Annotated in this window: 29 protein-coding genes; 20 read left to right on the forward strand and 9 right to left on the reverse strand. The window is 68.3% G+C overall.

Annotation, left to right across the window (positions count from 1 at the left end):
- The first annotated feature begins 152 nt into the window (after window positions 1-152).
- The 3 genes from A4F85_RS18035 (at window position 153) to A4F85_RS18045 (ending at window position 5,062) form a co-directional block, all read left to right on the forward strand.
- Window positions 153-2,231 (forward strand): putative bifunctional diguanylate cyclase/phosphodiesterase, encoded by a 2,079-nt coding sequence (locus A4F85_RS18035; protein ID WP_034390137.1) that lies wholly within the window; start codon window positions 153-155, stop codon window positions 2,229-2,231.
- A gap of 3 nt (window positions 2,232-2,234) precedes the next feature.
- Window positions 2,235-3,731, forward strand: a complete 1,497-nt coding sequence (locus tag A4F85_RS18040) for an AMP nucleosidase (protein WP_012203132.1) — start codon at window positions 2,235-2,237, stop codon at window positions 3,729-3,731.
- 62 nt (window positions 3,732-3,793) lie between these two features.
- Window positions 3,794-5,062, forward strand: coding sequence for a GGDEF domain-containing protein (locus A4F85_RS18045; RefSeq protein ID WP_063327350.1), 1,269 nt, complete (start codon window positions 3,794-3,796; stop codon window positions 5,060-5,062).
- On the opposite strand, the gene A4F85_RS18050 is transcribed toward A4F85_RS18045, so the two are convergent.
- A complete protein-coding gene (locus A4F85_RS18050; RefSeq protein WP_063327351.1) occupies window positions 5,059-6,651 on the reverse strand; it encodes a GMC family oxidoreductase in 1,593 nt (530 codons plus the stop codon). The two genes, A4F85_RS18045 and A4F85_RS18050, sit on opposite strands and share 4 nt — an antisense overlap.
- Window positions 6,652-6,807: 156 nt before the next feature.
- On the opposite strand from A4F85_RS18050, the gene A4F85_RS18055 reads away from it, so the two are divergent.
- A complete protein-coding gene (locus tag A4F85_RS18055) occupies window positions 6,808-7,656 on the forward strand; it encodes a 3-hydroxybutyryl-CoA dehydrogenase (protein WP_012203129.1) in 849 nt (282 codons plus the stop codon).
- 75 nt (window positions 7,657-7,731) lie between these two features.
- Here A4F85_RS18055 and A4F85_RS18060 read toward each other — a convergent pair whose 3' ends face one another.
- Window positions 7,732-9,060: a HipA domain-containing protein gene (locus tag A4F85_RS18060; protein ID WP_063327352.1), complete on the reverse strand. Its 1,329-nt coding sequence runs from the start codon at window positions 9,058-9,060 to the stop codon at window positions 7,732-7,734.
- Window positions 9,057-9,461: a helix-turn-helix domain-containing protein gene (locus A4F85_RS18065; protein WP_016446553.1), complete on the reverse strand. Its 405-nt coding sequence runs from the start codon at window positions 9,459-9,461 to the stop codon at window positions 9,057-9,059. Before A4F85_RS18065 ends, A4F85_RS18060 begins: the two co-directional genes overlap by 4 nt.
- Window positions 9,462-9,674: 213 nt before the next feature.
- Here A4F85_RS18065 and A4F85_RS18070 point away from each other — a divergent pair, with 213 nt between their 5' ends.
- The 3 genes from A4F85_RS18070 to A4F85_RS18080 all read left to right on the forward strand — a co-directional run bounded on the left by A4F85_RS18070 (window position 9,675) and on the right by A4F85_RS18080 (window position 11,532).
- On the forward strand, window positions 9,675-10,490 hold the full coding sequence (locus A4F85_RS18070; protein WP_012203128.1) for a crotonase/enoyl-CoA hydratase family protein: 816 nt from the start codon (window positions 9,675-9,677) through the stop codon (window positions 10,488-10,490).
- Window positions 10,491-10,583: 93 nt separating this feature from the next.
- Window positions 10,584-11,051: a MarR family winged helix-turn-helix transcriptional regulator gene (locus A4F85_RS18075; protein ID WP_063327353.1), complete on the forward strand. Its 468-nt coding sequence runs from the start codon at window positions 10,584-10,586 to the stop codon at window positions 11,049-11,051.
- Window positions 11,052-11,115: 64 nt separating this feature from the next.
- Entirely contained in the window at window positions 11,116-11,532 is a 417-nt protein-coding gene (locus A4F85_RS18080) for an organic hydroperoxide resistance protein (RefSeq protein WP_012203126.1), read from the forward strand.
- Here the strand turns inward: A4F85_RS18080 and A4F85_RS18085 are convergent, their stop codons facing one another.
- Window positions 11,533-12,342, reverse strand: coding sequence for a 2'-5' RNA ligase family protein (locus A4F85_RS18085; RefSeq protein WP_063327354.1), 810 nt, complete (start codon window positions 12,340-12,342; stop codon window positions 11,533-11,535).
- Between A4F85_RS18085 and A4F85_RS18090 the strand changes: the two genes are divergently transcribed.
- Window positions 12,341-13,405 carry a serine/threonine protein kinase gene (locus tag A4F85_RS18090; protein ID WP_063327355.1) on the forward strand — a complete coding sequence of 355 codons (1,065 nt, stop codon included), beginning with the start codon at window positions 12,341-12,343 and terminating at the stop codon, window positions 13,403-13,405. The two genes, A4F85_RS18085 and A4F85_RS18090, sit on opposite strands and share 2 nt — an antisense overlap.
- A gap of 116 nt (window positions 13,406-13,521) precedes the next feature.
- A complete protein-coding gene (locus A4F85_RS18095) occupies window positions 13,522-14,472 on the forward strand; it encodes a diguanylate cyclase (RefSeq protein WP_063327356.1) in 951 nt (316 codons plus the stop codon).
- Window positions 14,473-14,520: 48 nt separating this feature from the next.
- Here the strand turns inward: A4F85_RS18095 and A4F85_RS18100 are convergent, their stop codons facing one another.
- Window positions 14,521-14,988: a hypothetical protein gene (locus tag A4F85_RS18100; RefSeq protein WP_063327357.1), complete on the reverse strand. Its 468-nt coding sequence runs from the start codon at window positions 14,986-14,988 to the stop codon at window positions 14,521-14,523.
- Window positions 14,989-15,266: 278 nt separating this feature from the next.
- On the opposite strand from A4F85_RS18100, the gene A4F85_RS18105 reads away from it, so the two are divergent.
- Window positions 15,267-16,478: an MFS transporter gene (locus tag A4F85_RS18105; RefSeq protein ID WP_331710730.1), complete on the forward strand. Its 1,212-nt coding sequence runs from the start codon at window positions 15,267-15,269 to the stop codon at window positions 16,476-16,478.
- Between the two features lie 23 nt (window positions 16,479-16,501).
- Here A4F85_RS18105 and soxR read toward each other — a convergent pair whose 3' ends face one another.
- On the reverse strand, window positions 16,502-16,972 hold the full coding sequence (gene soxR / locus A4F85_RS18110) for a redox-sensitive transcriptional activator SoxR (RefSeq protein ID WP_013804325.1): 471 nt from the start codon (window positions 16,970-16,972) through the stop codon (window positions 16,502-16,504).
- Between the two features lie 129 nt (window positions 16,973-17,101).
- Here soxR and A4F85_RS18115 point away from each other — a divergent pair, with 129 nt between their 5' ends.
- The 7 genes from A4F85_RS18115 (at window position 17,102) to ureC (ending at window position 23,338) form a co-directional block, all read left to right on the forward strand.
- Entirely contained in the window at window positions 17,102-17,629 is a 528-nt protein-coding gene (locus A4F85_RS18115; protein WP_063327358.1) for a RidA family protein, read from the forward strand.
- A 46-nt stretch (window positions 17,630-17,675) separates the two neighbouring features.
- Entirely contained in the window at window positions 17,676-18,932 is a 1,257-nt protein-coding gene (locus A4F85_RS18120) for an MFS transporter (RefSeq protein WP_063327359.1), read from the forward strand.
- A gap of 199 nt (window positions 18,933-19,131) precedes the next feature.
- Window positions 19,132-20,049 carry an urease accessory protein UreD gene (locus A4F85_RS18125; protein WP_063327360.1) on the forward strand — a complete coding sequence of 306 codons (918 nt, stop codon included), beginning with the start codon at window positions 19,132-19,134 and terminating at the stop codon, window positions 20,047-20,049.
- A 17-nt stretch (window positions 20,050-20,066) separates the two neighbouring features.
- The gene (locus tag A4F85_RS18130) at window positions 20,067-20,369 is read left to right on the forward strand and encodes an urease subunit gamma (RefSeq protein WP_012203116.1); all 303 of its coding nucleotides are present in this window, start codon (window positions 20,067-20,069) and stop codon (window positions 20,367-20,369) included.
- A 143-nt stretch (window positions 20,370-20,512) separates the two neighbouring features.
- Entirely contained in the window at window positions 20,513-21,136 is a 624-nt protein-coding gene (locus tag A4F85_RS18135) for a HupE/UreJ family protein (protein ID WP_063327361.1), read from the forward strand.
- 27 nt (window positions 21,137-21,163) lie between these two features.
- A complete protein-coding gene (locus tag A4F85_RS18140; protein ID WP_170962150.1) occupies window positions 21,164-21,469 on the forward strand; it encodes an urease subunit beta in 306 nt (101 codons plus the stop codon).
- A 165-nt stretch (window positions 21,470-21,634) separates the two neighbouring features.
- Window positions 21,635-23,338, forward strand: a complete 1,704-nt coding sequence (gene ureC / locus A4F85_RS18145; RefSeq protein ID WP_012203113.1) for an urease subunit alpha — start codon at window positions 21,635-21,637, stop codon at window positions 23,336-23,338.
- A gap of 15 nt (window positions 23,339-23,353) precedes the next feature.
- Here ureC and A4F85_RS18150 read toward each other — a convergent pair whose 3' ends face one another.
- Together A4F85_RS18150 and A4F85_RS18155 are read right to left on the reverse strand one after the other, a co-directional pair.
- A complete protein-coding gene (locus A4F85_RS18150) occupies window positions 23,354-23,758 on the reverse strand; it encodes a type II toxin-antitoxin system death-on-curing family toxin (protein WP_043789307.1) in 405 nt (134 codons plus the stop codon).
- Window positions 23,755-23,982: an AbrB/MazE/SpoVT family DNA-binding domain-containing protein gene (locus A4F85_RS18155; RefSeq protein ID WP_016446570.1), complete on the reverse strand. Its 228-nt coding sequence runs from the start codon at window positions 23,980-23,982 to the stop codon at window positions 23,755-23,757. The genes A4F85_RS18150 and A4F85_RS18155 overlap by 4 nt, the downstream gene beginning before the upstream one ends.
- 65 nt (window positions 23,983-24,047) lie before the next feature.
- On the opposite strand from A4F85_RS18155, the gene ureE reads away from it, so the two are divergent.
- Genes ureE through ureG form a run of 3 tightly spaced genes read left to right on the forward strand, consistent with a single transcriptional unit; the run spans window position 24,048 to window position 26,063 of the window.
- Window positions 24,048-24,692, forward strand: a complete 645-nt coding sequence (ureE, locus tag A4F85_RS18160; protein WP_063327362.1) for an urease accessory protein UreE — start codon at window positions 24,048-24,050, stop codon at window positions 24,690-24,692.
- Complete coding sequence (locus A4F85_RS18165) at window positions 24,685-25,401, forward strand: urease accessory protein UreF (RefSeq protein WP_063328019.1); 717 nt, start codon at window positions 24,685-24,687, stop codon at window positions 25,399-25,401. Before ureE ends, A4F85_RS18165 begins: the two co-directional genes overlap by 8 nt.
- Window positions 25,402-25,421: 20 nt before the next feature.
- Window positions 25,422-26,063 carry an urease accessory protein UreG gene (gene ureG, locus A4F85_RS18170; RefSeq protein WP_012203110.1) on the forward strand — a complete coding sequence of 214 codons (642 nt, stop codon included), beginning with the start codon at window positions 25,422-25,424 and terminating at the stop codon, window positions 26,061-26,063.
- A gap of 37 nt (window positions 26,064-26,100) precedes the next feature.
- On the opposite strand, the gene A4F85_RS18175 is transcribed toward ureG, so the two are convergent.
- On the reverse strand, window positions 26,101-26,853 hold the full coding sequence (locus A4F85_RS18175) for an exosortase H-associated membrane protein (RefSeq protein ID WP_063328020.1): 753 nt from the start codon (window positions 26,851-26,853) through the stop codon (window positions 26,101-26,103).
- Window positions 26,854-26,857: the final 4 nt, after the last annotated feature.

The raw sequence follows: 26,857 nt of genomic DNA on the forward strand, positions 1-26,857 counted from the left end.
TGCGGCGCTGCAAAAAAAAGACAGGCCGCCATGGCGGCCCCCGATGCCCGACAGCCGCACGCGCTCCCACGCGTCAGCGGCCGCTCACCCTCGCACAAGAGCGCTATCAAAATCTCGGCGATTCCGCTATAAATCCCCAGCGAGGGGGACGCATGCCAGAGAACATCGATGCGCAAGACACGGGGCCCGACGATGCGCTGTTGCGGCTGATAGCAGATACGGCTCCGGCCATGCTGGCCTACTTCGATGCGCGCACGCTGCGCTGCCGCTTCGCCAACATCAACTACGCACGCAATTTCGGATTGACGCCCGCCGAGGCGGTCGGCAAGACCGTGCGCGAAATCGTGGGCGAAGCCGTGTGGCAGCTCATCGCCGAGCATGTGGAGCGAGGCCTGCGCGGCGAACATGTGCGCTACGAGCGCGAGGTGCCCCAGCCGGATGGACCGCCTCGCCATATCGAATCGCTGCTGATGCCGCACTTCGAGCACGGGCAGCTGCAGGGCGCCGTGGTGCAGATCACCGACGTGAGCCACCACCACCATGTGGCGCAGAAGGTGCGCGACAGCGAAGAGCGCATGCGCAAGTTCACCGAGGTCACGACCGAGGCCATCGTCATGCACCGCGACGGCCTGATCATCGACGGCAACGAGGCCCTGTCCCGCCTGGCCGGCTACACGCTGGACGAGCTGACCGGCCGCCCCATCCTCGACTACATCTGCCCCGAGTTCCGCCTCTACGCACTGCAGTACATGCGCAGCGGCCGCGAGGACCGCTTCGACGGCGCCATCCAGCACAAGGACGGCCACCGCATCCCCGTGGAGATAGAGGCCAAGACCATGCCGGCAGAGGGCGGGCCCTACCGCATCGTGCTGGTGCGCGACATCACGCTGCGCCAGCTGGCGCAGGAGCGCATGGACTTCCTGGCCCAGCACGACCAGCTCACCCAGCTGCCCAACCGCGTGCGCCTGATCCAGATGCTGCGCCAGGCGCTGTCGCTGGCTTCGGTCAAGCAGCGCACGCTGGCCGTGCTCCTCATCGACCTGGACCATTTCAAGACCATCAACGACTCGCTGGGCCACCAGGCCGGCGACCTGCTGCTGTGCGAGGTCGCCCAGCGCCTGCGCGGCAGCGTGCGCGCCCACGACCTGGTGGCGCGCGTGGGCGGCGACGAGTTCGTGGTCGTGCTCACCGACGACCCCGATCCGCAGGAAACCGAGACACAGGCCAGCCACCTGCAGCGCATCATCGAGGCGCCTTGCGCCATCGATGGCACGCCGCTGGTGATCTCGCCGTGCATGGGCATCGCCATGTACCCCGGCGACGGGAAAAACGCCGAAGAGCTGCTCAACCGCGCCGAAAGCGCCATGCACATGGCCAAGGACAGCGGCCGCCGCAACCTGCAGTTCTATGCACCCGCCCAGGACGGCCAGGCCACCCAGGCCCAGATGCTGATGCAGGAGCAGCAGTTGCGCGGCGCGCTGGAGCGCGGCGAGTTCGAGCTGTACTACCAGCCCCAGACCTTCACGGCCGATGGCCGGCTGGCGGGCTTCGAGGCCCTGGTGCGCTGGCGCCACCCGCAGCGCGGCCTGGTGCTGCCCGGCGAGTTCATCGGCTTTGCCGAGGCGCGCGGCCTGATCTCGGCCATAGACCACTGGGTGCTGCGCGAGGCCTGCCGCCAGGCGCGCCAGTGGCAGGACGAGGGACTGGCGCCGGTGCCGCTGTCCGTGAACCTCTCGGCGTTGGAATTCCGCCAGCGCGACATGGCGCGCGAGGTGGCACAGGTGCTGGAGGAAACGGGGCTGGAGGCGCGCTGGCTGCACATCGAGCTGACCGAGTCCACGCTGATGCACACCAGCGGGCAGGTGCAGGACACCTTGCAGGCGCTGCAGGCCCTGGGCGTGGGCCTGGCCATCGACGACTTCGGCACCGGCTACTCCTCCCTGGCCTACCTGCGCCGCCACCCGATCAACCAGCTCAAGATAGACCGCTCCTTCATCGCCGACGTCCCCGATAGCGAGGACGACACGGCCATCGTCACCGCCATCGTGCAGATGGGCCACAGCCTGCACCTGGACATCGTGGCGGAAGGCGTGGAAACACCTGCCCAATTGGCGCTTTTGCGCGAGCTGGGCTGCGGCATGATGCAGGGATACCTTGTGGCGCCCCCCCTGCCGGCCGAGAGGGCGCGCGCCTGGCAATTGCACAACAGTCATCCAGTCCAACGACAATAGCCCATGGTTTTGCTTCACAACCCCTCGCAGGCCTCCAGGGCCGCAGCCACCTTGCACACCGACCCCCAGCGGGCCCTGGAGCACGTACAGCAGATCTACCGGGAGCAGATAGAGCACCTTCGCTCGAACATGCAGCGCTTCGTCTCCGGCGAAACCCCGGCCGCTCCCGTCCACGCCTACTACCCCTTCGTTCGCATGCACACGAGCACCGTGGCGCGCGCCGACACGCAGCTGGCCTACGGCTTCGTCGAGGGCCCGGGCACGCACGAGGCCACGCTCACGCGGCCCGACCTGTTCTCGCGCTACTACGCCGAGCAGTTCCGCCTGCTGATCAAGAGCCACGGTGTGCCGCTGGAGGTGGGGCTGAGCGACAAGCCCATTCCCATCCACTTCTCGTTCGCCGAGAACGACCACATCGAGGGAACGCTCACGCGCGAGCGGCGCCAGCTGATGCGCGACGTGTTCGACCTGCCCGACCTCGAAGCCATGGACGACGGCATTGCCAACGGCACCTGGCGCCCGCATCCCGGCGAGGCCCTGCCGCTGTCCCTGTTCACCGCCCCGCGCGTGGACTACTCGCTGCACCGCCTGCGCCACTACACGGGCACCCAGCCCGAGTGGTTCCAGAACTTCGTGCTGTTCACCAACTACCAGTTCTACATCGACGAATTCATCCGCCTGGGCCACGCCGAGATGGCCAGGGAGGACAGCGAGTACGTGGCCTTCATCGAGCCCGGCAACGTGGTCACGCGCCGCACCGGCCTGCCGGCCCAGCCCAATGACGAGCTGGGCACGCCGCCGCCGCGCCTGCCGCAGATGCCGGCCTACCACCTGGTGCGCGCCGACCACAGCGGCATCACCATGGTCAACATCGGCGTGGGCCCGGCCAATGCCAAGACCATCACCGACCACATTGCCGTGCTGCGCCCGCACGCCTGGATGATGCTGGGCCACTGCGCGGGCCTGCGCAACAGCCAGCAACTGGGCGACTACGTGCTGGCCCACGCCTATGTGCGCGAGGACCATGTGCTGGACGAGGAGCTGCCGCTGTGGGTGCCCATTCCCGCGCTGGCCGAAATCCAGCTGGCACTGCAGCAGGCCGTGGCCGACGTCACGCAGATGGACGGGCCCGACCTCAAGCGCATCATGCGCACCGGCACCGTGGCCAGCACCGACAATCGCAACTGGGAACTGCTGCCCAACAACCTGCCCCAGCTGCGTTTCAGCCAGAGCCGCGCCGTGGCGCTGGACATGGAAAGCGCCACCATCGCGGCCAACGGCTTCCGCTTCCGCGTGCCCTATGGAACGCTGCTGTGCGTGTCCGACAAGCCGCTGCACGGCGAGATCAAGCTGCCCGGCATGGCCAACCATTTCTACCGCGAGCGCGTGGACCAGCATCTGCGCATCGGCATGCGCGCCATCGACATCCTGCGCGAAGGCGGCACCCAGCGCCTGCACAGCCGCAAGCTGCGCAGCTTCGCGGAGGTGGCGTTCCAGTAGCGCCCCGCCACCGGCCACCTCCTGCCTCGGGCCACGCTTCGCACCGCCATCCAGGGACGCACATGCCATCCACGCTGCCCACCCTGGACTTTTTCTCCATGACCGCCGTCGTGGCCATCAACATGATGGCCATGTCGGCCGCCCTGCCGCTGGCCATGGGGCGGCGCGTCAGCGGTGCGGCGCGCCATGCGCAGCACTTCTTCCTGATGCAGGCCGTGGCCTGGACCCTCATCCTGATCGCCAGCCGTCTGCCCCACGGCCTGATGGGACGTGACCTGCTGTCGCTGGGCGCGGCGGCGTTGGCCGCCACCGCCCAGTGGCAGATGGCGCGCGCCCTGCGCGAATGGCTGGGGCCGCGCCCGATGCTGCTGGAACGCGGCCTGATCGCGCTGTGCGTGCTGGGGCCGCTGGGCTTTGCGCTGCTGCTGCCCCAGGCGGCCCTGCGCACCGGCTGGTTCAGCGCCGTCCATGGCCTGTGCCTGATGGCGCTGGCCGGCCTGTGCCTGGACCCACAGCGGCCCGTGGCGCGCAGCTGGCGCTATCTGATGTGCGGCGTGGCCGCCTTCATGGGGCTGATGCTGTTCGTGCGCAGCTACCTGGCCCTGGCCACGCCCTTCCTGCCCAGCTTCACCGCAGACAGCGGCGCCAACCAGATCTTCGCCCTGCTGACCACGCTGAGCAGCACGCTGCTCATGGTGGCCGTGCTCGTGGCCTGGCGCGACGAGACCAGCCAGCAACTGCGCGACCTGGCCTTGCAGGACATGCTCACCGGGCTGCCCAACCGCCGCGCCCTGCTGGAGCGCGCACCCGCCATGCTGGCCCATGCCCAGCGCCACCGCCAGGCCCTGGCCCTGGTGATGCTGGACCTGGACCACTTCAAGCATGTCAACGACGAGCATGGCCACGCCGTGGGCGACCAGACGCTGTGCCTGTTCGCCCGCCTGCTGCAGCAGCAGCTGCGCAGCGACGAAATCGCCGCGCGCTGGGGCGGCGAGGAGTTCTGCCTGCTGCTCTACACCACGGACGACGGCGTGGACACCCTGTGCACCCGCCTGCAGTCCGCGCTGCTGCAGGCCTCGCGCAAGGTGCTGGGCTTCGAAGTGCGCTTCAGCGCCGGCTGCGCCCACGCACCCCAGGCCTGGAACGGCCTGTGCCTGGAACTGATGCTGGCCCCCGCAGACGCAGCCCTCTACGCCGCCAAGCGCCGCGGGCGCGACTGCTGGACGCAGGTGCGGCTGAGTCCGGTTGCCGCGTCCGAGGAGCAGGGGCCGCAGCCGTCGGCCTCCATCCCTGAGCAGGCCATGGCGCACAGGCGCACGCCAGGCACCTAGCGCGCGCCGTGGCGGATCATGTCCACCGCCTTCTCCGCGATCATCACCGTGGGCGCATTGGTGTTGCCGCTGACGATGCGCGGCATGACCGAGGCATCGACCACGCGCAGGCCCTTGATGCCGTAGACACGCAGCTGCGCATCGACCACGTCCATGGGCCCCGGCCCCATGCGGCAGCTGCCCACGGGGTGGTAGATGGTGTCGGCATGGCTGCGAATGAAGGCCTCGATGCCTGCATCGTCCTGCGCGCCGGCCGAGGCCGGCATCTCGCGCCCGCCCAGGGCCGCCAGCGCCGGCTGGGCCAGGATCTCGTGGGCGCGGCGCACGCCGTTCACCATGCGCCGCAGGTCCTGCGCATCGGAGAAAAAGGCCGGGTCCACCAGCGGCAGGGCCAGCGGGTCGGCACTGGCCAGGCGCAGGCTGCCACGGCTGGCCGGCTGCAGCACGCAGACATGCAGCGAATAGCCATGGCCCCAGACCGTCTTGCGCCCGTGGTCCACCAGCTTGGCGACGACGAAGTGCAGTTGCAGATCGGGCGCAGGCTCGCCAGGGCTGCTGCGGATGAAGCCGCCCGCCTCGGCAAAGTTGGTGGTCAGCATACCGCGCCGCTGGCTGCGCCATTGGCCCACGGCGGCCAGCAATCTGCGCGCACCGCCCAGTGAAAGGCCGAAGCTGTCGGTCAGCTGCGCGCCATCGACCACCAGCACCACATCCGGGTGGTCATGCAGATGGGCGCCCACGCCGGGCAGATGGTGGACCACATCGATGCCCAGCGAACGCAGGTGATCGCCCGGCCCCACGCCAGACAGCATCAGCAGCTGCGGCGACAGCAGTGCGCCGCCGCAAAGCAGCACCTCGCGCCGGCAGTGCAGTTGCTGCACCGTACCGCCCTGCAGGTACTCCACGCCCACGGCGCGCCGGCCCTCGAACAGAATGCGCAGCACCTGGGCAGCCGTTTCCACACGCAGATTGGGCCTGGCACGGTGCGGCGCCAGATAGGCCTTGGCGACGTGGTGGCGCTCGCCGTTGCGCTGGGTGACCTGGTACAGGCCCACGCCCTCCTGCGCCTGGCCGTTGAAATCCGCGTTGTGCGCATGGCCGGCCTGCACGCCCGCCTGCACGAAGGCCCGCGACAGCGGGTTGGGATCGCGCAGGTCGGCCACGTTCAGCGGCCCGCCCGCGCCATGCCAGGCATCGGCGCCGCGTTCGTTGTGTTCGGCGCGCAGGAAATAGGGCAGCACCTCGCTCCAGCTCCAGCCAGGGTTGCCCTGGGCCGCCCAGTGGTCGTAGTCGGCCGGCTGGCCGCGCACATAGACCATGGCATTGACCGCGCTGGAGCCGCCCAGCACCTTGCCGCGCGGCTGGTGGCCACGCCGCCCGCCCAGGCCCGGCTGGGGCACGGTGGACAGGCCCCAGCTGTGGCGCCCGCCCTTGGCCATGGCGGCCATGCCCGCCGGACAGTGGATGAGCACGCTGGAGTCGGGGGGCCCGGCCTCCAGCAGCGCCACCTGCGTCTCGGCATCCTCGCTGAGCCGCCCGGCCAGCACCGAGCCCGCCGATCCCCCTCCGATCACGATGTAGTCCAGCATGTCTCCCCTCCCCTGCGGTGTAGCCATCCACTGTTGCAGTCGCCTGCGCGGCGCCGCAAGCCGGGGCAAACCCGGTGGATGCTCCGAATCCCGCTACGATCGCCGGATCGCATTCACGTTCGCATTCACTTTGTTCGTTTGAGGAGACTGACAGTCATGGCAATTCAAACCGTAGGCATCATCGGCGCAGGCACCATGGGCAACGGCATCGCGCAGGCCTGCGCGGTATCGGGCATCGACGTGGTCATGGTGGACATCTCGGAGGCCGCCGTCCAAAAGGGCGTGGCCACCGTCTCGGGCAGCCTGGACCGCCTGATCAAGAAGGAAAAGCTGACCGAGGCAGAGAAGACCGCCGCCCTGGCCCGCATCAAGACATCGACCGACTACGCGGCGCTCAAGGGCGCGCAACTGGTCATCGAGGCCGCCACCGAGAACTACGAGCTCAAGGTCAAGATCCTCAAGCAGCTGGACGCGCTGCTGGATGCCGACGTCATCGTCGCCACCAACACCTCGTCCATCTCCATCACCCAGCTGGCCGCCGTGACGGGCCGTGCCGACAAGTTCATCGGCATGCACTTCTTCAACCCCGTGCCCATGATGGCGCTGGTGGAGATCATCGTCGGCCTGCAGACCAGCGACGAGACGCACGCCACGGTCAAGGAACTGTCCGAGCGCCTGGGCAAGAGCCCCATCACCGTGAAGAACGCCCCCGGCTTCGTGGTCAACCGCATCCTGGTGCCCATGATCAACGAGGCTTTCTTCGTGCTGGCCGAAGGCCTGGCATCGGCCGAGGACATCGACGCCGGCATGAAGCTGGGCTGCAACCAGCCCATCGGCCCGCTGGCCCTGGCCGACATGATCGGCCTGGACGTGTGCCTGGCCGTGATGGAGGTCTACCTCAAGGAATTCGGCGACAGCAAGTACCGCGCCTGCCCCCTGCTCAAGGAAATGGTGGCCGCCGGCCGCCTGGGCCGCAAGACGGGCCGCGGCGTGTACAGCTACTGATACACCGCCCCCAAGGCCAAGCGAAGGCGAAGGCAGCTCAGGCTGGCCTTCGCCTTTTGTTTTGGTGGCAGTGCGCTACTTGGTTTTGCGCACCAGCGCCAGCATGTCCTCGATGACGATGTGACGTATCGACCTGAGCATTCTCAGGTGGGCACTTCTTGTGGAATGGTCCATTGCAGAGTGGGCAGGCTGGTGGAACTGGCCAGCCTCGAATTCTGCGATCAACGCATCGGCCTGCGGAGCCAGCATGCCAAGCATCCTGTCGAGCACACGTCCGCTTGTGCTCTGGGTCAGGCCCAAGGCCGTACCTGCGGCCAGCAGCTTTCCGTAGGTCACGTCGGCAAAGAAGGCCGCACCCGCAAGCGGAACCGTCAGCCGCTCCTGTGGCCATACCGCATGTTCATCGGCGTAAGCCCGCGTGTGATAGACGGCGGTGCTCAGGAGATCGTAGAACGGCGCCAGCCTGACGCCGCCCCGGTCCACCAGGAACGACAGATTCTTCAGATGACTGTCGCTGTTGCCCACCAGGGTGTTGAACAGCAGCCACTGATAGATGCCCATCCGGGCTTGCGCCTTTTCGCGGCAGCGGTCCATCAACGACGCCAGTGTCTGGATGCTGGCTCCTTGATATTTGAAAGTCCGGGCCAGGTCGAGCAGTTGGCAGGCATCCACCACATGCAGTCGCAGCCACTCCTGGGACGCTTCATCAAACACGCGGTCAAAGCGGTTGATGACATAGGCCGGCTCGGGCGTGTACAGCAGGTGTACCGGCGGCACATCAAGCCCCAGGCGCCCGGCAAGCTTCATGGTGAAGGCCTCGTTGACGGTTGAGTGCGGATAGCCTTCGGCCGTGGAGTCCGGCTTGAGGATATGGCTAGAAGCCGTCCCTTGGAAGGGTTCCTGCAGGCGATCGGTTTTCTCGTCGTACAGCACCACCATTTTGTGCTGCGCTCCCGCCAGGGACATGCGCTTGGGTGATCCGGCATGCAAGGACGTGCGCGGCAAGTTCCTGAATCTCAGCGACAGTTCGCCGAACTCCAGCTTCCTTGCGCCGCGCTCCGCTGCGCCCGCCCCAGGCGGCAGCAGGACCAGGGATCCGGCCGATTCCGCGCCAAGGGCCTGCAAAAGGCCGAAGGCATCGTGCTCATTCACCTCCAGCTCTTTGCTGATCGCACTGCGCAGTGCTTCCTCGGGCAGCAGGTTGTCGAAGAACCATTGGACGCTGCGGTGCGTAGATCCGTCGATGTGCCTGCGCTTTGCCAAGGAAATGCCGGGCGCCAATGGGAAGGCGCGAGGGTCGCCCATCCACTCCTCCTCATAGGCAAAGCCCCAGACATCCCTGTTTTCGACCAGCTTTCCGGCAAGCCGGCCGTTGATGAATACGTCCAGGATGCGTGCGGTCACGGCCTGTTCTTTTCGAAGGCAGTGCGGAAGAACGCATCGTCCGAGTCACGGGCACCGGGCTCCTCCCTGACTTCAGCGGCTGGCCCTCCGTCCGGTGCGCCCTGGCGCGTTCGGTACTCGTGGGAACCGTGGGACTCAGGTGGCAGCCTGGCCTGGCGGCGCTGCAGATAGGCCTGCTCGGTTCCCTCGGGAAGGTCGATGAGCACCTCGATTCCCAGTTCGGACAGCAGTTGCAGCACGCGCCCGAACTGGACCGTGGGCTTGCCGCGCTCCACGTCCCGCACAAAGACATGGCTCACGCCTGCGGCGCCTGCTGCATCGTCCTGGCGCAAGCGCCGCGCCTTGCGAACGGCCCATACCGCGTCACCCAGTGCATCCACAGAGTCGATGGAGATCTTCATGGCTTCAATGAAATCGAAAGCATGGTTTCGATCTTATCGATCGGCAACGGCGCTGGCAATGAATCGAAACGATCTTATCGATTTTCTATCGAGCAGCTTCCCAAACCTCAGAAAACGAAAGCATTGCTTAGATATTCATTTCGTTTTCAACCGTCCTCTGCGCGACTGCACCCATCCCTGGCCTGCTCTAAGGTCCATGCGCAGGAGACAACCATGGACATCAACACCCCCACCCCGCCGCCCGAAGGCTGCATCAGCTGCGAAGTGCGCGGCCATGTGCTGCTGATCGGGATCAACCGCCCCGCCAAGCGCAACGGCTGGACGCCGCCCATGTTCCAGCAGCTGGCCGAGGCCTATACGCGCCTGGACGACGATCCCGAGTTGCGCGTGGGCGTGCTGCATGCGTTTGGCAGCCATTTCACGGCGGGGCTGGACCTGCCGGTGATGGCGGAGTACCTGCGCTCGGGCAGGAAGGCCATCCCGCAAGGCCTGGTGGAGCCGCACGACTACGGCCTGGTCGGCTACCGGCGCCGCGCCAAGCCCATGGTGGTGGCGGTCAAGGGCATTTGCTTCACGGTGGGCATCGAGCTGATGCTGGGCGCCGACATCGTGGTCGCGGCCGATGACTGCCGTTTTTCCCAGCTGGAAGTGCAGCGCTGCATCATGCCCACGGGCGGCGCCACGCTGCGCATGGCCGAGCGTGCGGGCGTGGGCAATGCCATGCTGCACCTGCTCACGGCCGATGAGTTCGACAGCGCCGAGGCCTATCGCCTGAACTTCGTGCAGAAGGTGGTGCCGGCGGGCCAGGAACTGGCCGAGGCCCTGCGCATTGCCGAGCGGATTGCCGCCCAGGCCCCGCAGGCCGTGGTGGCCACGCGGCTCAATGTGCTCAAGGCCATCGAGCTGGGCCAGGCCGCCGCCGTGGCCGACTTCATTCCCGTGCAGCAGCGCCTGGCCAGCAGCGAGGATGCCGCCGAAGGCGTGCGCTCCTTCATCGAGAAACGCCCCGCGCGCTTCACGGGCCGATAGGCCTTTCTCGCTCTCCCGATCTTCCCCCTCCGATCTGGAGGGATTTCCTCAATTAAGTTGTACGCAATTTAATTGACAGCAATAATTCAACCCATGCCACGCATCGCCCTGCCCACCGACACCCCCGAGCTTCTGCGCCTGGACAACCAGGTCTGCTTTGCGCTGTACTCGGCGTCGCTGGCCATGACCAAGCTTTACAAGCCCTTGCTCGACGGCATCGGCCTGACCTATCCGCAGTACTTGGTGATGCTGGTGCTGTGGGAGCGCGACGGCCTGACCGTGTCGGAGATCGGCGAGCAACTGACCCTGGATTCGGGCACGCTGACGCCGCTGCTCAAGCGGCTCGAAGGCGCGAATCTGCTGGAGCGGGTGCGCGATGCGCAGGACGAGCGCCGCGTGCGCATCACGCTCACCCCGCAAGGCCGGGCACTGCGCGATGCGGCTGAAAAGATTCCCGCCTGCGTGCTGCAAAGCACGCAGTGCACGCTGCCCGAGTTGCAGGCGCTGACGCAGCAACTCGGCGCACTGCGCGAGCGGCTGGCGCCGCGCCGCAGCGACTGACAACGGATTGCCGATTTCCTCCACCCGTCCGCACAGCCGGACAACTTTGCAAAAGGAAGACACCATGGCCCAGCTCGAAAAAGTCCTGTACACCGCACGTGCCCACACCACCGGCGGCCGCGACGGCGCCTCGCGCACCGATGACGGACGCCTGGACGTGACCCTTTCCTCGCCAGGCACCAGCGGCACGGGCACCAATCCCGAGCAACTGTTCGCCGCAGGCTACTCGGCCTGCTTCATCGGCGCCATCAAGGCCGTGGCCGGCAAGCAGAAGATCAGCCTGCCGCAGGACCTGTCCATCGACGCAGAAGTGGACCTGGGCACCATCCCCAACGCCTACGGCATCGCTGCCCGCCTGAAGGTCAGCCTGCCCGGCATGGACAAGGCCGCCGCCCAGGCCCTGGTGGACGCAGCCCACCAGGTCTGCCCCTACTCCAACGCCACGCGCGGCAACATCGACGTGCAGATCACCCTGGTCTGATCAGGCCCAGCCCGGCCGCTCCCGCCATTGCAGCCTGCGACCCCGGAGGTCGTAGCGTGCATGGCAGGTCAACGGGCCGTGCAAGGCGTCGGCCGCATAGCTGACCAGCGCGATCTCGCCCACGGCGGCCTGCCAGTGCTCCAGCACCGGCAGGCCTCTTATCCATTGCAGCACCTGGGCGCGTGGCCAGGCGGCGTTCCAGGCGCCCAGCGTCACATGGGGCACGTAGGGGCGCAGCGCCTCGGTCAGCGCCAGTTCGGGCCTTGCCGGCCTGAGTGCACCATGCAGCATGCCCAGCGTGGGCCCGCCCTGGCTGCGGTCGCGCACCTGCAGATAGGGCGCCATCTCGAAACTGCCCCAGCCGCCGAATTCCAGTTGCAGCGGTGCGGCCGGCAGGTCCTGCAGCGCGTGCAAGTCGCGCGATAGTTCCGCCGCGCCGTAGGCATCCGGCAGGGCAGCGTCGCCATCCAGAAAACCAGCCGTGGCCAGGGTCACATGCAGCTGCCGCTCGTACCGCGGAACCAGCGCAGCGGCCAAGGCCTGGCGCGCCTGCGCACAGGCGCGGCGCACGGCTTCGCCCTTGGCAGGGCCCAGCGCATGGAGCTCCAGCACCCAGACCGCATAGCGGCGCCGGCCCAGGTGCCAGCCGCTCCAGTCGTCGGATGCGCCTGCCGCACTGGAGCTGGAGCTGGCGCTGGCGCTCGCTATGGCATGGGATTGCAGGAAATGGGGCAGCAGCGGCACGGCGGGCGAATCGGCGAAGGCTAGGCAGCCGCACAGCTTAAGCCAGCCCGGCGACAATCGGCCCATGTCCGCCACACCGCACGATCCTGATCTGAATGTCGTCCCCGACGACGACTCGCACGCCTATGCCCGCCTCACGCCCGACGTGGTGCTCGACGCCCTGGCCTCGGTCGGCCTGTGGGGCGACGGCCGGCTCACGGCCCTGGCCTCCTACGAAAACCGCGTCTACCAGGCCGTACTGGAAGACGGCGATCGCGTCGTGCTCAAGTTCTACCGCCCGGGCCGCTGGAGCCGCGATCAGATCCTGGAGGAGCACGCCTTCAGCGCCGAGCTGACGGCCGCCGAAGTGCCCGCCGTGCCCCCGCTGGTGCTGGAAGGCGCCACGCTGCACAGCCACGCGGGCTTTGATTTCTCGGTCAGCCCCTGGCGCGGAGGCCGTCCGCCCGAGCTGGACGACTTCGAGGTGCTGGAGTGGACCGGGCGCTTCCTGGCACGCATCCACACCGTGGGCGCGGCCCGGCCCTTTGCACACCGGCCGGCGCTGGACCTGGCCAGCTTTGGCCACGACTCCATGCAGTGGCTGCTGGACCGGCAAATGATTCCGCTGGAGGTGGAATCCACCTGGAAAGCCGCCTGCCAGCGCGCCCTGGACCTGATGGCACCCGCCGCCGACGGCCTGAGCGCAGCCGGCCACTTCGGCCTGCACAGCGCGCGCACGCTGCGCCTGCATGGCGACTGCCATCCCGGCAACGTGCTGTGGACGCCGCTGGACGACGAAGGCCGCGGCGGCCCGCATTTCGTGGACCTGGACGATGCGCGCACCGGCCCGGCCGTGCAGGACCTGTGGATGCTGCTGTCGGGCGACAGGGGCCAGCGCACGCGCCAGCTGGGCGCCCTGCTGGATGGGTACGAACAGTTCCGGCCCTTCGACCGCCGCGAGCTGGCCCTGATCGAGCCGCTGCGCACGCTGCGCCTGATCCACTACAGCGCCTGGCTGGCGCGGCGCCAGGACGACCCGATCTTTGCCATCAACTTCCCCTGGTTCGGCACGCCCGACTACTGGCGCGGGCAGGTGGACATGCTCAACGAGCAGATCGAGGCCATGCAGGAAGAGCCTCTATACGCCTGAGGCCACCGGGCTGCCTGCCTCCCGAAGACAGATATCTTTACAAATTGTCCAGGCCCGCGGCGCCCTATCCAGGGCTGCGGGTTCCGGGGTATTCTCGGCCCGAAATCCTATCGGCCATGCCCTACTCCGCCTTCCCACCATCGCTGCCCGACCCGCTACAGCCCTTGCCTGCCGCGCAAAAGGTGCTGGTGGTGGACGACGTTCCGGACAACGCCACCATCATCTGCCAGGTGATCAAGGATCTGTGCGGCCCGCTTGTGGCCTACACCGGCGAGGAGGCGCTGGCCCTGGCCCACCAACACCAGCCCGACCTCATCCTGCTGGACATCCGCATGCCGGAGATGGACGGCTTCGAGGTCTGCCGCCGCCTCAAGGCCGACCTGCAGACCGCGCATATCCCCATCATCTTCCTCACCGCGCTGACAGAGCCCCATTGCGAGGAACTGGGCCTGAACCTGGGCGCCGTGGATTTCGTGACCAAGCCCTTTCGCCCGGCCGTGCTCAAGGCACGCGTGCGCACGCATCTGGAGATTGCGCAGCAGCGCCAGATGCTGCAACTGCTGTCGCACAGCGACGGGCTGACGGGCGTGGCCAACCGGCGTTTCTTCAGTGCCCAGCTGGAGCGCGAGTTCATGCGCCTGCAGCGCCTGGGCGAGCCGCTGTCGCTGGTGATGATGGACGTGGACCACTTCAAGGCCTACAACGACCACTACGGCCATCTGGTCGGCGATGAATGCCTGAGCCAGATCTCCCAGGCCATTCAGGGCGCACTGCACCGGCCGGGCGACCTGCTGGCGCGCTATGGGGGGGAGGAATTCGTCTGCCTGCTGCCCCATACGGCGCTGGATGGCGCGGTGCTGGTGGCGCAGGGCATCGTCGATGCGCTCAGGCTGCTGGACCTGCCGCATGCCGCATCGCCCCTGGGCCAGGCGCTGACCGTGAGCCTGGGCGTGGCCTGCATTGCGCCTTCGCCCACCAACAGTGCCCAGCAACTGCTGGCCGATGCCGATCGGCGCCTTTATCTCGCAAAAAACGCTGGTCGCGACCGCATCGTCTGGGCTGGGTGACAGGAAACACCCCCTGAGGCGCTACGCGCCATTCCCCTCTCTCGCACCTCAGCAACGTCCATCGACGCGGCAGGTCGGCACGACCTGACCGCTGGCATCACGCCATTGCACCTGGCCGGCCGGGGTCTGAGGCGGGGCTGTAGGCGCTGGCTCCTGGGCCGGTTGAACGTTGGAGCGCTGCGGATCGTGCAGCACGGTGGATGAACCCACGCCCACGCCGACCCGCGCGCCGCCCACACCCGTGGAGGCGCCCACGCCTGCGCTGCCCAGCACCTGGCCGCTCTGGTTGACGCCGACGCCAACGCCGACCGGGCCCACGCCCGTGCCGACTCCGGCACTCAGCCCGCCGCTGCCCAGCCCCACGCCCACCGACACGGGGCCGACCGGAATTCCGATGCCCACGCCGCCGCCCACCGAGCCGCAGCCGGCCAGCAGCAGCGCGCAGGCGCCAAGCGCGGTCCACGCTGCCTTGCGGGATGGCTGGGAGGTCATGAAGGCGGAGGATGGAACTGGCATGCCGGACTCTCTGGACAAGGGAAAACACAGGGACGGCCACAGGGTACACCCGCCCGCCCGGTGCACGATGCCAGCGGTATGCCCGGGTCCATGCCAGGGGCTCGGAGGCGGCGAAACACTCAGGACACGCGGGTTTCTTAGAATTCACCCATTGGCCTGCGGGTCATTCCAGATTCCATGCGCTCCCGGACAGTGCCGTGGCGCCCCGGTGGCGCCAGGCCTGCGCGGCGCCGCTTTCCCCTTCGCTTTCTTCGCGCTCCCTTTTCGCTCCCTTTTCTATGCAAATCCGTTGGCCACCCTATGCGTGGGTGTGTTTTTCCATGTGCGTGGGTGTCATGGGCACCGCCCTGGCCAGCCCGCTGTACCCGCTGTACCAGCAGGCCTGGGGGCTGCAGCCCAGTCACATCACGCAGATCTTCGTGGCCTATATGTTCGGCGCGCTGGCCAGCCTGCTGTTCCTGGGCCGGCTGACCGACCGATTCGGCTTTGTCACCGTGCTGCGCGCCGGGCTGATCCTGATGACGCTGGGCGTGCTGGCCTCCGCCGTGGCCTGGAACGTGCCCAGCTTTGCGCTGGGGCGCGTGGTGATCGGCGTGGCTTCTGGGCTGATCACCACCTCGGCCTCGGTGGGCATGACCCGGCTCAACAACCGGGGCGACCTGCAGCGAGCCGCGGCCACGACCAGCCTGACCATTGCCTTCGGCTTCGGGCTGGGCCCCGTGGTGGGCGGGCTGATCGCGCAGTGGCTGCCCTGGCCGCTGGTCACGGCCTACATCCCCTCGCTGGGGCTGGGGCTGCTGGCCATCTATGCGCTGTACCAGGTGCGCATCGCCGAGCCGGCCGAGCTGGCCTCCACCCAGGCACGCGCGCTGCACTGGCGCGATTTCATGCCCACCATCACGCTGCCGGAGCGCCGCTTTGCGCGCCACTACGCACTGGGCGGCATGTGCGCGTTCTGCGCCTTCGGCATGTTCAGCCTGTTCGCATCGCTGGCGCCCAGCTTCATGCAGCGCATGGTGCCCTGGCACGGGCCGGCTGTCTCGGGCCTGTCCATCGGCGTGATCCTGTTCCTCTCGGCGGGCTTCCAGTACCTGGCGCGCCCGCGCCCGACCAAGGGCTCGGCCATTGTGGGTTTTGCCTGCCTGGTGGCCTGCAACCTCCTGCTGCTGGTCAACAGCTTCGCGGGCTCGGCCCTGCTGTTCGCGCTCAGCGTGATCACCACGGCGGCGGGCCACGGCCTGTGCAATCTGGCGGGCATGTCCATCGTCAACAAGGTCTCCACGCCGGCCACGCGCACGGGCCTGCTGTCCACGTACCTGGTGGTCGGCTACCTGGGCACCATCGTGCCCATCCTGGGCCTGGGCTGGCTCTCGGACCATATCGGCATCACCGAGGCCCTGGTCGCCTACTGCATCGTCATGGGCGCGCTGGCCGGCTGGCTGTGCTGGATGTGCACGCGCACGCCCACGCTGCCCATGCCCAAGCACTAGTTCCGCCAAGGGCGCATGCCTGTTCAGCGAAAGTGCGGCCCCGGCCCGTCTTCGGCCAGGCAGTCGCCGTCATTGCGCAGCGGGCAGACCTTGAGGGACAGGCAGCCGCAGCCAATGCAGCCGTCGATCTGGTCGCGCAGCTGGGTCAGGCCCTGGATGCGCGCATCCAGCGCGTGGCGCCAGCGCGCGGACAGCGCGGCCCAGTCGGCCTGCGTGGGCGTGCGGCCGCTGGGCAGGTCCTGCAGCGCCTCGGCAATCTCGGCCAGCGGCACGCCCATGCGCTGGGCCACCCTGATGACCGCCACGCGCCGCAGCACGGCACGCGCATAGCGGCGCTGGTTGCCGGGCGTGCGCAGGCTCTCGATCAGTCCCTGGCGCTCGTAGAAATGCAGGGCCGAGACGGTGATGCCGCTGCGCCGGGCGACTTCGCCCACGGAGAGGATGGCCGGCCCGTCATGGTCGGACGCGGTGACACCGGCAGAAGACAGATTCATGGCAGCAGGAAAATAGGCGCAGGAAAAATAGGTCCAAGCAGGCCTGCATTTGACCTCAACTTTGGTTGAGGTTTCACACTGGCAAGCCTCGCCGCCCGGTCCGGCCCACTCTCAGACTCCAAGCCATACATGCCACACGACGCACTTGCCACCTCCTCGGCGCAGCCCGCCGCTTCCACGGCCCCGCAACTGCACCATCTGCAGCCCGCAGGCCTCTACGACGCCACGCCCAACGGCTACACCCATGTGGTCACTGTGCACGGGCCGGCGCAATGGGCCTTCGTCTCGGGCCAGGGGGGCGAGAACCAGGCGGGCGACCTGCCCGACAGCTTCGCGGTGCAGGCGCAGCAGGCCCTGTCCAACCTCAAACTGGCGCTGCAGGCGGCGGGCGCGGACATGGGCCAGGTGGTCAAGCTGACCCTGCTCATCGTCGACCACTCGGAGGCCCGCTTCAACGACTGGCAGGCCGCCGTGCGCCTGCATTGGAGCGACGGTGCCCCCGGCGATGGTGCCCCCGGCAATACCCTGCCGCGCTTTCCGGCCTGCACCCTGATCCCCGTGCCCCGGCTGGCCCTGCCCGGCATGCTGATCGAGGTCGATGCCGTGGCCGCACTGCCCGCCCACGCCCAGCCCGCACGGCCGCCGCTGTGGGTCTGAGCCATCCGTTTGCCACCCATAAGCAGATAACACAGGCATTCGTCCGATGAACAGATCCTCCCCGGCCCCCGCCCTGCCCTCGCCGCCCATGCAGGCCACCGCCACGCCCGTGCTGCCCCAGAGCACCCTGCTGCTCATGGCCACGGCCTGCGGCCTGTGCGCGGGCGCCAATTACTTCAACCAGCCGCTGCTGCACTCCATCGCCATCGACCTGGGCATCAGCGAGGCGCGTGCCTCGCTGACGGTGACCATGGCCCAGGTCTCCTATGCGCTGGGACTGCTGCTGCTCGTGCCCCTGGGCGACATGCTGGAACGCCGCCGCCTGGTGCTGGGCCTGATGCTGCTGGCCGCGCTGGGCATGCTGGCCAGCGGCATGGCGCACAGCTTTGCGCTGCTGGCGGCGGGCACGCTGATGACGGGGCTGTTCTCGGTCGCGGCCCAGGTGCTGGTGCCCATGGCGGCCAGCTTTGCGGCGCCCGGCGCCAGCGGGCGCGCCGTGGGCCTGGTCATGAGCGGGCTGCTGATCGGCATCCTGGCGGCGCGCAGCGTGGCGGGCCTGTTGTCGGAGCTGGGCGGCTGGAATGCCGTCTACTGGGTGGGCGCCCTGGCCACGGCCGGCGTGGCCCTGCTGCTGCGGCGCGCGCTGCCCCTGGCGCAGCCGGCCCAGCCCATAGGCTATGGCGCGGTGATGCGCTCCCTGCTCACGCTGGCGCGCGAGCAGCCGCGCCTGCGCAGCCGGGCGCTGATCGGCGGCATGGGCTTTGCCACGGTGAGCGTGCTGTTCTCGACCATGGCACTGCTGCTGGCCGGGCCGGGCTACGGGTTTGGCGACGCGCAGATCGGCCTCATCGGCCTGGTCGGCGTGGCCGGCGCCCTCATGGCCAACATGGCCGGCCGGCTGGCAGACCGGGGGCTGGAGCAGCGCACCACGCTGGCCGGCGGCCTCCTCATGCTGGCGGGCTGGGGGGCGCTGTGGCTGGGCGGCACCAGCCTGTGGTGGTTTCTGGCGGGATTGCTCATCGTCGATGCCGCGCTGCAGGCCCTGCACATCAGCAACCAGAACGTGATCTATGCGCTGGCACCCTTGGCGCGCTCGCGCATCAATGCGGTCTATATGACGGGCTATTTCATCGGCGCCTCGGCAGGCTCGGCCGTGGGCTCGGCGGTCTGGCTGCACTGGGGATGGACAGGTGCCAGCGTGGCGGGCCTGATTCTGAGCCTGGCCACGCTGGCCGTCGTGGCCTGGGACAGGTCCCTCGCGCGCCAGGCAGGCCAGGCAGATCGACAACAGGGCCGCGCGTAAGAAAGAGCACCAGCCTGCGGCACGCTGCGCAAGAATGCACTGCAAACGTGCCGTCTTGCGCGCCTTGCCATGCAGGAAACGCACCAATCCGATGCGCCAACGCACCAGCATGGCGCAACCGCCACTGCACCGGATTGGCACGCTAAATGCATGACAAAGGCCGTTACAACCACCACGCCCTGTACCGCCCGTCACGCCCATGTCCGCAGCGCTACCGATCACCGCCGTGCCCGCTTGCGCCTCGGGCTGGCAGGCCATGCTGGACCTGCGCTTCGGGCACCGCGCCGGCCAGGGCAGCGTGCTTTCCCACGCACGCCACAGCGGCCCGCTGCGCGTGCAAAAACCGCTGCACCCCGAAGGCCCCGGCATCTGCCATGCCGTGCTGCTGCACCCGCCCGGCGGCGTGGCCGGCGGCGACCAGTTGCAGATCGATGTGACCGTGGAGCCCGGCGCCCACGCCCTGCTGACCACGCCGGGCGCCACGCGCTGGTACAAGTCCCAGGGCCGCCCGGCCGCGCAGCGCGTGCGGCTGCGCGTGGAAGAAGGCGCCATCCTGGAATGGCTGCCACAGGAAAACATGCTGTTCGCCGGTGCCGACGCCACCATGGCGCTGGACCTGGATCTTGCGCCGGGCGCGCGCGCCATCGGCTGGGACGCCGTGGTGCTGGGCCGCTATGGCGCGGGCGAGCACTGGAACCACACTGGCGCCTCCCCCACCGCTGCCGCGCGCCTGCAGCTTCACAACCGGCTCGCATGTGGCGGACGGCCGCTGTGGCTGGAGCAAGGTGAACTGCACGCCGGCCATGCCCTGCTGTCCAGCCCCGTTGCCTGGGCAGGCTTCCCCATACAGGCCAGCCTCTGGGCCGTGGCCCCCGAACCCTTGGCGGCCATGGAGCCCTTGAGCGAGCAACTGGCCGCCAGCCTGCCCTGGAGCGATGAAGTGCGCGCCGGCGCCAGCCTGCTGGCCGGCCAGGGCGGCGCGCCCTCGGTGCTGCTGCTGCGCGTGCTGGCCCGGCGCATGGAGGCGGCACGGGCCGTGCTGCATGAAGGCTGGCGCCTGCTGCGCCCGGCCCTGCTCAATCAACAAGCCCGCCCCCCGCGCCTGTGGGCCACCTGATCAACGGAGACTCATCGATGGAACTCACGCCCCGTGAAAAAGACAAGCTGCTGCTGTTCACCGCAGCCCTGGTGGCCGAGCGGCGCAAGGCGCGCGGCCTGAAGCTCAACTACCCCGAGGCCGTGGCGCTGATCAGCGCCGCCGTGCTGGAGTGGGCGCGCGACGGCAGGACCGTGGCCGAGCTCATGCACCTGGGCACCACGGTGCTGACGCGCGCCGATGTGATGGAGGGCATTCCAGAAATGATCCCGGACATCCAGGTCGAAGCCACTTTCCCGGACGGCACCAAGCTGGTCACCGTTCATCACCCAATAGTTTGACCCCCTGAGCGGCTACGCCGCTTCCCCCAAGGGGGACGGCGCCATCGCTGCGGGGCGGCCCTTGCTGGGCACCCCCAACCAGCCCGCTGCATCCGCTTGTGCCGTGGGCAGATCCAGTCTCGATAGCGATCAAGGAGATCTCCATGTTCAGATTCCGCAACACTTTCAACTACCTGCTCGCCCCGGCCCTGCTGGCCGCCGCCACGGCCGCCAGCGCCCATACGGGGGCCGGCGCCCACCTGCACGCCGGTGACGGCGCCATGCAGGCCCTGATGGCCGGGCTGTCCCACCCCATCGCGGGCCTGGACCATCTGCTGGCCATGCTGGCGCTGGGCCTGTGGTGCGGGCTGATGCTCCAGCGCCAGTGGCTGCCGCCCGTGGCCTTTGCGGCCTGCATGGCGCTGGGCCTGGCGCTGACGCAGACCCCGCTGGAGCTGCCGGCCGTGGAGCCCATGGTGGCCGCCTCGCTGCTGGCCTTCGGCCTGCTGCTGGTGGCCCAGCGCCGCCTGCCCGTGGCCCTGGCCATGGCGCTGGCCGGCGCCTTCGCGCTGTTCCACGGATACGCGCATGGCGAGGTCTTCCCCCACGCGCTGCCCGCAGCCGTGTTCTGGGCCTACATGGCGGGCATGGTCGCCACCACGCTGGTGCTGCATGCGCTGGGCGTGGCCTTTGGCCGGGCCATGCGCGGCGGCACGGCTTCGGCCTGGGCCGCACGCCTGGCAGGTGTGGCCGCCATGGGCTACGGTGCCGTGGCGCTGGCAGGCTGATCGCGGGAGCCGCACATGACCGAGCGCATCATCCCCGGCGAGCTGCTCGCCGAGCCCGGCGAGATCCTGCTGAACGCAGGCCGGCCCGTGCAGACCCTCACGGTCACCAACACCGGCGACCGGCCCGTGCAGGTGGGCTCGCACTTTCATTTCTTCGAGGTCAACGAGGCCCTGCACTTCGACCGCGCCGCCGCACGCGGCTGGCGGCTGAACATCGCGGCCGGCACGGCCGTGCGCTTCGAGCCCGGGCAGGAGCGCACGGTGGAACTGGTGGAAATCTCCGGCGACCGCATCATCTATGGCTTCAACGCCAAGGTGATGGGCAGGCTTTGAAGTACCCCCTGAGCGGCTACGCCGCTTCCCCCTCTCTCGCTTCGCGGGAGGGGGACGACACCCTCGGTGCGGGGCGGCCCTTCCTCGGTGTCCCCGGGTTGGACCACGCCGGTTTTAAGTACAACGAGCAACGCATAGCGTCGTAGACAACAGAAAGGGAATGCTATGGCAAGCATCACGCGCCAGGCCTATGCCGAGATGTTCGGCCCCACCGTGGGCGACCGCCTGCGGCTGGCCGACACGGCCCTGGTCATCGAGATCGAGAAGGACCACACGATCTACGGCGAAGAGGTCAAGTTCGGCGGCGGCAAGGTCATCCGCGACGGCATGGGCCAGAGCCAGCGCATGGCCGCCGACTGCGCCGACACCGTCATCACCAATGCCGTGATCATCGACCACTGGGGCATCGTCAAGGCCGACATCGCCATCAAGAACGGGCTGATCGCAGGCATAGGCAAGGCCGGCAACCCGGACATGCAGCCGGGCGTGACCATCGTCATCGGCCCCGGCACGGAAATCATTGCGGGCGAGGGCATGATCGTCACGGCCGGCGGCATCGACACGCACATCCACTTCATCTGCCCGCAGCAGATCGACGAGGCGCTGACCAGCGGCGTGACCACCATGATCGGCGGCGGCACGGGCCCGGCCACGGGCACCTTCGCCACCACGGTCACGCCCGGCCCCTGGCACATGGAGCGCATGCTGCAGGCCGTGGACGGCTACCCCATGAACATCGGCCTGCTGGGCAAGGGCAACGCCAGCCAGGCCGCGCCGCTGCGCGAGCAGATCGCGGCAGGCGCCATCGGCCTGAAGCTGCACGAGGACTGGGGATCGACGCCCGCCGCCATCGACTGCTGCCTGGGCGTGGCCGACGAGACCGACACCCAGGTCGCCATCCACACCGACACGCTCAACGAGGGCGGCTTCGTCGAGGCCACGGTGGCCGCCTTCAAGGGCCGCACCATCCACACCTACCACACCGAAGGCGCGGGCGGCGGCCACGCGCCCGACATCATCAAGGTCTGCGGCGAGGCCAACGTGCTGCCCTCGTCCACCAACCCCACGCGGCCCTACACGGTGAACACGCTGGACGAGCACCTGGACATGCTCATGGTCTGCCACCACCTGGATGCGTCGATTGCCGAGGACATCGCCTTTGCCGAAAGCCGCATCCGCCGCGAGACCATCGCCGCCGAGGACGTGCTGCACGACCTGGGCGCCTTCTCCATGATCTCCAGCGACAGCCAGGCCATGGGCCGCGTGGGCGAGGTCGTGCTGCGCACCTGGCAGACCGCGCACAAGATGAAGGTCCAGCGCGGCAGCCTGCCGGGCGACAACGCGCGCCACGACAACTTCCGTGTCAAGCGCTACGTGGCCAAGTACACCATCAACCCCGCACGCACGCATGGCATCGCCCATGTCGTGGGCTCGGTCGAGGTCGGCAAGCTGGCCGACCTGGTGCTGTGGCGGCCGGCGTTCTTCGGTGTCAAGCCCAGCCTCATCCTCAAGGGCGGCAGCATCGCCAGCGCCGCCATGGGCGACCCCAACGCCAGCATCCCCACGCCGCAGCCCGTGCACTACCGGCCCATGTTCGCGGGCCAGGGCAGCGGCGTGGCGGCGGCCAGCCTGACCTTCGTCTCGCAGGCCGCCCAGCAGGCCGGCGTGGCAGACCGCTACGGCCTGCGCAAGCGCACCGTGGCCGTGGAAAACTGCCGCAGCGTCAGCAAGCGCGACATGGTGCACAACGACTGGCAGCCCGACATCAGCGTCGATCCCGAGACCTACCAGGTCGTGGCCGACGGCCAACTGCTGACCTGCGAGCCCGCCACCGAGCTGCCGATGGCGCAGCGGTATTTTCTTTTTTAAGGGGGAGCAATGGGGTCAGCGGGGCAAGGGCGCACCGTGCTCACGTATCCAGAGGGCGAACCCGGCCTCGTCCAGTTCGCCTGCGGCCAAGGCCACCATGGTCAGCACACAGGACTCGTCACCCGCCGTCAATTCCCAGCCATTGAGATGGAGAAACAGCTCGGTCGCCACAAAGGCTGTGCGTTTGTTGCCATCCACAAAGGGATGGTTGCGCGCGATGCCAAAGCCATAGCTGGCTGCCAGCTCGGCCGCATCAGGCGCCCCATAAGCGGCCAGATGGCGCGGCCTGGCCAGGGCAGATGCCAGCAACCCGGCATCACGCACGCCCGCCGGGCCACCATGCTCGGTCAGTTGCTCTTCGTGAACAGCCAGCATGACGGCCTCGCTGAGCCAGACCCAAACCTGCATGTTCCCGGTCATTTCGCCAGCTCACGCAAAACACCACGCCGCTTTTTCATGATCAGGCGCGCTGCATCCATCTGCTGCCCGAAGTCCTCGTCATACGGAGAAAGCTTGATGCCGCCGTCGGCAACCTCGGTCAGATACACCGTGTCGCCTTTGCCCAGGTTCAGCTTCGCCAGAATCTCCTTGGGCAGGATCAAGCCCACGGAATTGCCGACCTGGGTGAGTTTGAGAGTGGTCATGGTGGAATCTCCAGGGAAGTCATTGACCTCGCAATGTTATAACGACCGTTAATACGAAACAATCCATGCTCACCGTCAACAAACACATGCCCCAGGGCGGCGGCCTTGCCGCCGTGCTGGTCAGGCGCGCCGCCACGCTGGAGCTGGACTGGGACATGCGCCAGAAGAGCCGCTTTGCGGCAACAGACTCCACGGGGCGCGAGCTGGCCGTGGTGCTGGCGCGCGGCAGCGTGCTGCGCGGCGGCGACGTGCTGGTGGCCGAGGATGGCAGCCTGGTCGCCGTGCGCGCGGCGCCCCAGGCGGTGTTGCGCGTGACGGCGGCCACGCCGCTGGGCCTGCTGCGTGCGGCCTACCACTTGGGCAACCGGCATATCCCGGTGGAGGTCACGCCCACGCACCTGCACCTGGAAAACGACCCCGTGCTCCACGACATGCTGCTGCGCCTGGGCGCGCAGGTGGCCCTGGTGGATGCGCCCTTCGAGCCCGAGGCCGGTGCCTATGGCGGCGGCCACCGCCACGGCCATGACGCCAGCTTTGCCGAGGACCAGGCGCTGGCGCAGAGCGTGTATGCGCTGCATGACCATGGGCACGCACACGACCATTCCCACGATCATTCCCACGGGCATGAACATGGCCACGACCACAGCCATGACCATGATCACAAAGGCTGCTGCGGACACGGGCACGGCCACGACCATCCGCATGGCTGACCTGTCGATACAGGGGCTGTGCGCCCTGCTGCACCTGGCATCGCCCCAGCTGCCCGTGGGCGGCTTCAGCTATTCGCAGGGGCTGGAGGCCGCCATCGAGCACGGCCTGGTCACGGATGCCGGCACGGCGCGCACCTGGATTGCCGATGCGCTGGCACACGGCTTTGCACGCTGCGAGGCGCCGCTGTGGCTGCTGCTGCGCCGGGCCTGGAGCGCAGGCGACGAGGGGGCGGTGCACGAATGGAACCAGTGGTTCATTGCCAGCCGCGACAGCCGCGAGGCCCGTGCCGAGACGCTGCAGATGGGCTGGTCGCTGCACAGCCTGCTGCGCTCCGTGCCCTGGGGCGGCGAGGCCTTTGCGCCCCGCATCGCACAACTGGGCGCCCTTGTGGAAGGACCGGGCCTGGCCTATCCCACGGCCTTTGCCTGCGCCTGCGCCGCCGTGGATGCCGATGAGGACCACGCCCTGCTGGCCTATGGCTTTGCCTGGCTGGAGAACCAGGTGGCCGCCGCCATCAAGGCCGTGCCGCTGGGCCAGGTGGCGGGCCAGAGCCTGCTGCTGGCCCTGCATCCGCTGCTGGAGCAGGCAGTGGGCGAGGCACGCCGCCGCGCCAGCGAGGCGCCGCCCCAGCTGGACACCATGCTGCCCCAATGGAGCGTGCTGCAGGCGCGGCACGAACACCAGTACTCCCGGCTCTTCCGGTCCTGATCACTCACCCCAAGTCCACCATGAACACCCGCACCAAGAAACTCCCCCCGCTGCGCGTCGGCATCGGCGGCCCGGTCGGCTCCGGCAAGACCACGCTGCTGGAGATGCTGTGCAAGGCCATGCGCGCACACTACGACCTGGTGGTCATCACCAACGACATCTACACCAAGGAAGACCAGCGCCTGCTGACGGTGGCCGAGGCCCTGCCGCCGGAACGCATCATGGGCGTGGAGACCGGCGGCTGCCCGCACACGGCCATCCGCGAGGACGCCTCCATCAACCTTGAAGCCGTGGACCGCATGCTGCGCCAGTTCCCCGAGGCGGACATCGTCTTCATCGAAAGCGGCGGCGACAACCTGGCCGCCACCTTCAGCCCCGAGCTGTCGGACCTGACCATCTACGTGATCGACGTGGCCGGTGGCGAGAAGATTCCGCGCAAGGGCGGCCCCGGCATCACCAAGAGCGATCTGCTCGTGGTCAACAAGACCGACCTGGCGCCCTATGTGGGCGCCAACCTGTCCATCATGGAAGCCGACACGCAGCGCATGCGCGCCCACAAGCCCTATGTGATGGGCAGCGTGAAAAGCGGCAAGGGCCTGCGCGAGGTGATCGACTTCATCACCGAGCGCGGCCTGCTGCCGCCCATGCCCGCGCAGGGCTGAGAAAACAGCGCCTGCCCGCCAGCCGGGAAGTGCAGGCCTACTGCGTCGGCCCCGTGGTCTTGGCCTTGGCCCGTGGCAGGGTGGCTGCGCTGCTGGAGGACACCAGCGGGTTGCCGGTGGAGGTGGCCGCGCCATCGGTCTGGCGCCATGCCGAGGGCTTGGGCGCCACCACGGGCTGCGGTGCGGCGGCAGCACGGCTGCGGTTCCAGGCCGGCAGCAGCACGCGGCGCACAAAGCCCATGTCCAGCACCAGCCACAGCAGAACAGGCGCCAGCGTGGGCACCATCAGGCCCCCCATCTGGTAGCCGTAGACAATGGCATTGAGCTGCCATCCCTGGAGACCCAGCACATTGAGGTCCAGCTTGGCGGCCAGGCACAACTGCATCAACACCTGCGTTACCACGCTGAAGGTCTGCAGCGGCAGCAGCGCCACATACCCCACCAGGATGCGCCACCACCGGCCCGGACCCCAGGCCGCCAGCAGCATGGCCACCAGCACCGGCAGGCCGTAGCCGTAGCGGGCGGGATCGACCTCGACGATGGCCTCGGCGCGGCGCCAGCCGGTCTGCTCGTTGGAGACCTGGACCGAGGAATTGACAACCAGGCTGCGGGGCGTCTCCAGGTCCACGCGCTGCACCCAGCCGTTGGCGGCGTTCTCCAGCACCCACTTGCTCATGCCGGACACCGGCACGGCCAGCCAGCCGGCCGCCAGCGTCCAGGCCAGGGTCAGCACCACGATGCCGCCCATGGCCAGGGCCGCGAAGCGCGAGATGGGATTGCGTCCGATCATGGCC

It is taken from the genome of Delftia sp. GW456-R20 (genome assembly GCF_001622915.1).
Taxonomy (GTDB): domain Bacteria; phylum Pseudomonadota; class Gammaproteobacteria; order Burkholderiales; family Burkholderiaceae_C; genus Comamonas; species Comamonas acidovorans.

Bases quoted from the DNA above. Each gene is read 5' to 3' on its own strand.
- ureC (WP_012203113.1), top strand. From the start codon at position 21,635: ATGGCAAGCATCACGCGCCAGGCCTATGCCGAGATGTTCGGCCCCACC.
- A4F85_RS18085 (WP_063327354.1), bottom strand. From the start codon at position 12,342: ATGGGCCGATTGTCGCCGGGCTGGCTTAAGCTGTGCGGCTGCCTAGCC.
- A4F85_RS18130 (WP_012203116.1), top strand. From the start codon at position 20,067: ATGGAACTCACGCCCCGTGAAAAAGACAAGCTGCTGCTGTTCACCGCA.
- A4F85_RS18035 (WP_034390137.1), top strand. From the start codon at position 153: ATGCCAGAGAACATCGATGCGCAAGACACGGGGCCCGACGATGCGCTG.
- A4F85_RS18090 (WP_063327355.1), top strand. From the start codon at position 12,341: ATGTCCGCCACACCGCACGATCCTGATCTGAATGTCGTCCCCGACGAC.
- A4F85_RS18115 (WP_063327358.1), top strand. From the start codon at position 17,102: ATGCCACACGACGCACTTGCCACCTCCTCGGCGCAGCCCGCCGCTTCC.
- A4F85_RS18040 (WP_012203132.1), top strand. From the start codon at position 2,235: ATGGTTTTGCTTCACAACCCCTCGCAGGCCTCCAGGGCCGCAGCCACC.
- A4F85_RS18080 (WP_012203126.1), top strand. From the start codon at position 11,116: ATGGCCCAGCTCGAAAAAGTCCTGTACACCGCACGTGCCCACACCACC.
- A4F85_RS18100 (WP_063327357.1), bottom strand. From the start codon at position 14,988: ATGCCAGTTCCATCCTCCGCCTTCATGACCTCCCAGCCATCCCGCAAG.
- A4F85_RS18075 (WP_063327353.1), top strand. From the start codon at position 10,584: ATGCCACGCATCGCCCTGCCCACCGACACCCCCGAGCTTCTGCGCCTG.
- A4F85_RS18095 (WP_063327356.1), top strand. From the start codon at position 13,522: ATGCCCTACTCCGCCTTCCCACCATCGCTGCCCGACCCGCTACAGCCC.
- ureG (WP_012203110.1), top strand. From the start codon at position 25,422: ATGAACACCCGCACCAAGAAACTCCCCCCGCTGCGCGTCGGCATCGGC.
- A4F85_RS18120 (WP_063327359.1), top strand. From the start codon at position 17,676: ATGAACAGATCCTCCCCGGCCCCCGCCCTGCCCTCGCCGCCCATGCAG.
- A4F85_RS18045 (WP_063327350.1), top strand. From the start codon at position 3,794: ATGCCATCCACGCTGCCCACCCTGGACTTTTTCTCCATGACCGCCGTC.
- A4F85_RS18070 (WP_012203128.1), top strand. From the start codon at position 9,675: ATGGACATCAACACCCCCACCCCGCCGCCCGAAGGCTGCATCAGCTGC.
- ureE (WP_063327362.1), top strand. From the start codon at position 24,048: ATGCTCACCGTCAACAAACACATGCCCCAGGGCGGCGGCCTTGCCGCC.
- A4F85_RS18150 (WP_043789307.1), bottom strand. From the start codon at position 23,758: ATGACCGGGAACATGCAGGTTTGGGTCTGGCTCAGCGAGGCCGTCATG.
- soxR (WP_013804325.1), bottom strand. From the start codon at position 16,972: ATGAATCTGTCTTCTGCCGGTGTCACCGCGTCCGACCATGACGGGCCG.
- A4F85_RS18055 (WP_012203129.1), top strand. From the start codon at position 6,808: ATGGCAATTCAAACCGTAGGCATCATCGGCGCAGGCACCATGGGCAAC.
- A4F85_RS18175 (WP_063328020.1), bottom strand. From the start codon at position 26,853: ATGATCGGACGCAATCCCATCTCGCGCTTCGCGGCCCTGGCCATGGGC.
- A4F85_RS18155 (WP_016446570.1), bottom strand. From the start codon at position 23,982: ATGACCACTCTCAAACTCACCCAGGTCGGCAATTCCGTGGGCTTGATC.
- A4F85_RS18050 (WP_063327351.1), bottom strand. From the start codon at position 6,651: ATGCTGGACTACATCGTGATCGGAGGGGGATCGGCGGGCTCGGTGCTG.
- A4F85_RS18065 (WP_016446553.1), bottom strand. From the start codon at position 9,461: ATGAAGATCTCCATCGACTCTGTGGATGCACTGGGTGACGCGGTATGG.
- A4F85_RS18105 (WP_331710730.1), top strand. From the start codon at position 15,267: ATGCAAATCCGTTGGCCACCCTATGCGTGGGTGTGTTTTTCCATGTGC.
- A4F85_RS18125 (WP_063327360.1), top strand. From the start codon at position 19,132: ATGTCCGCAGCGCTACCGATCACCGCCGTGCCCGCTTGCGCCTCGGGC.
- A4F85_RS18165 (WP_063328019.1), top strand. From the start codon at position 24,685: ATGGCTGACCTGTCGATACAGGGGCTGTGCGCCCTGCTGCACCTGGCA.
- A4F85_RS18135 (WP_063327361.1), top strand. From the start codon at position 20,513: ATGTTCAGATTCCGCAACACTTTCAACTACCTGCTCGCCCCGGCCCTG.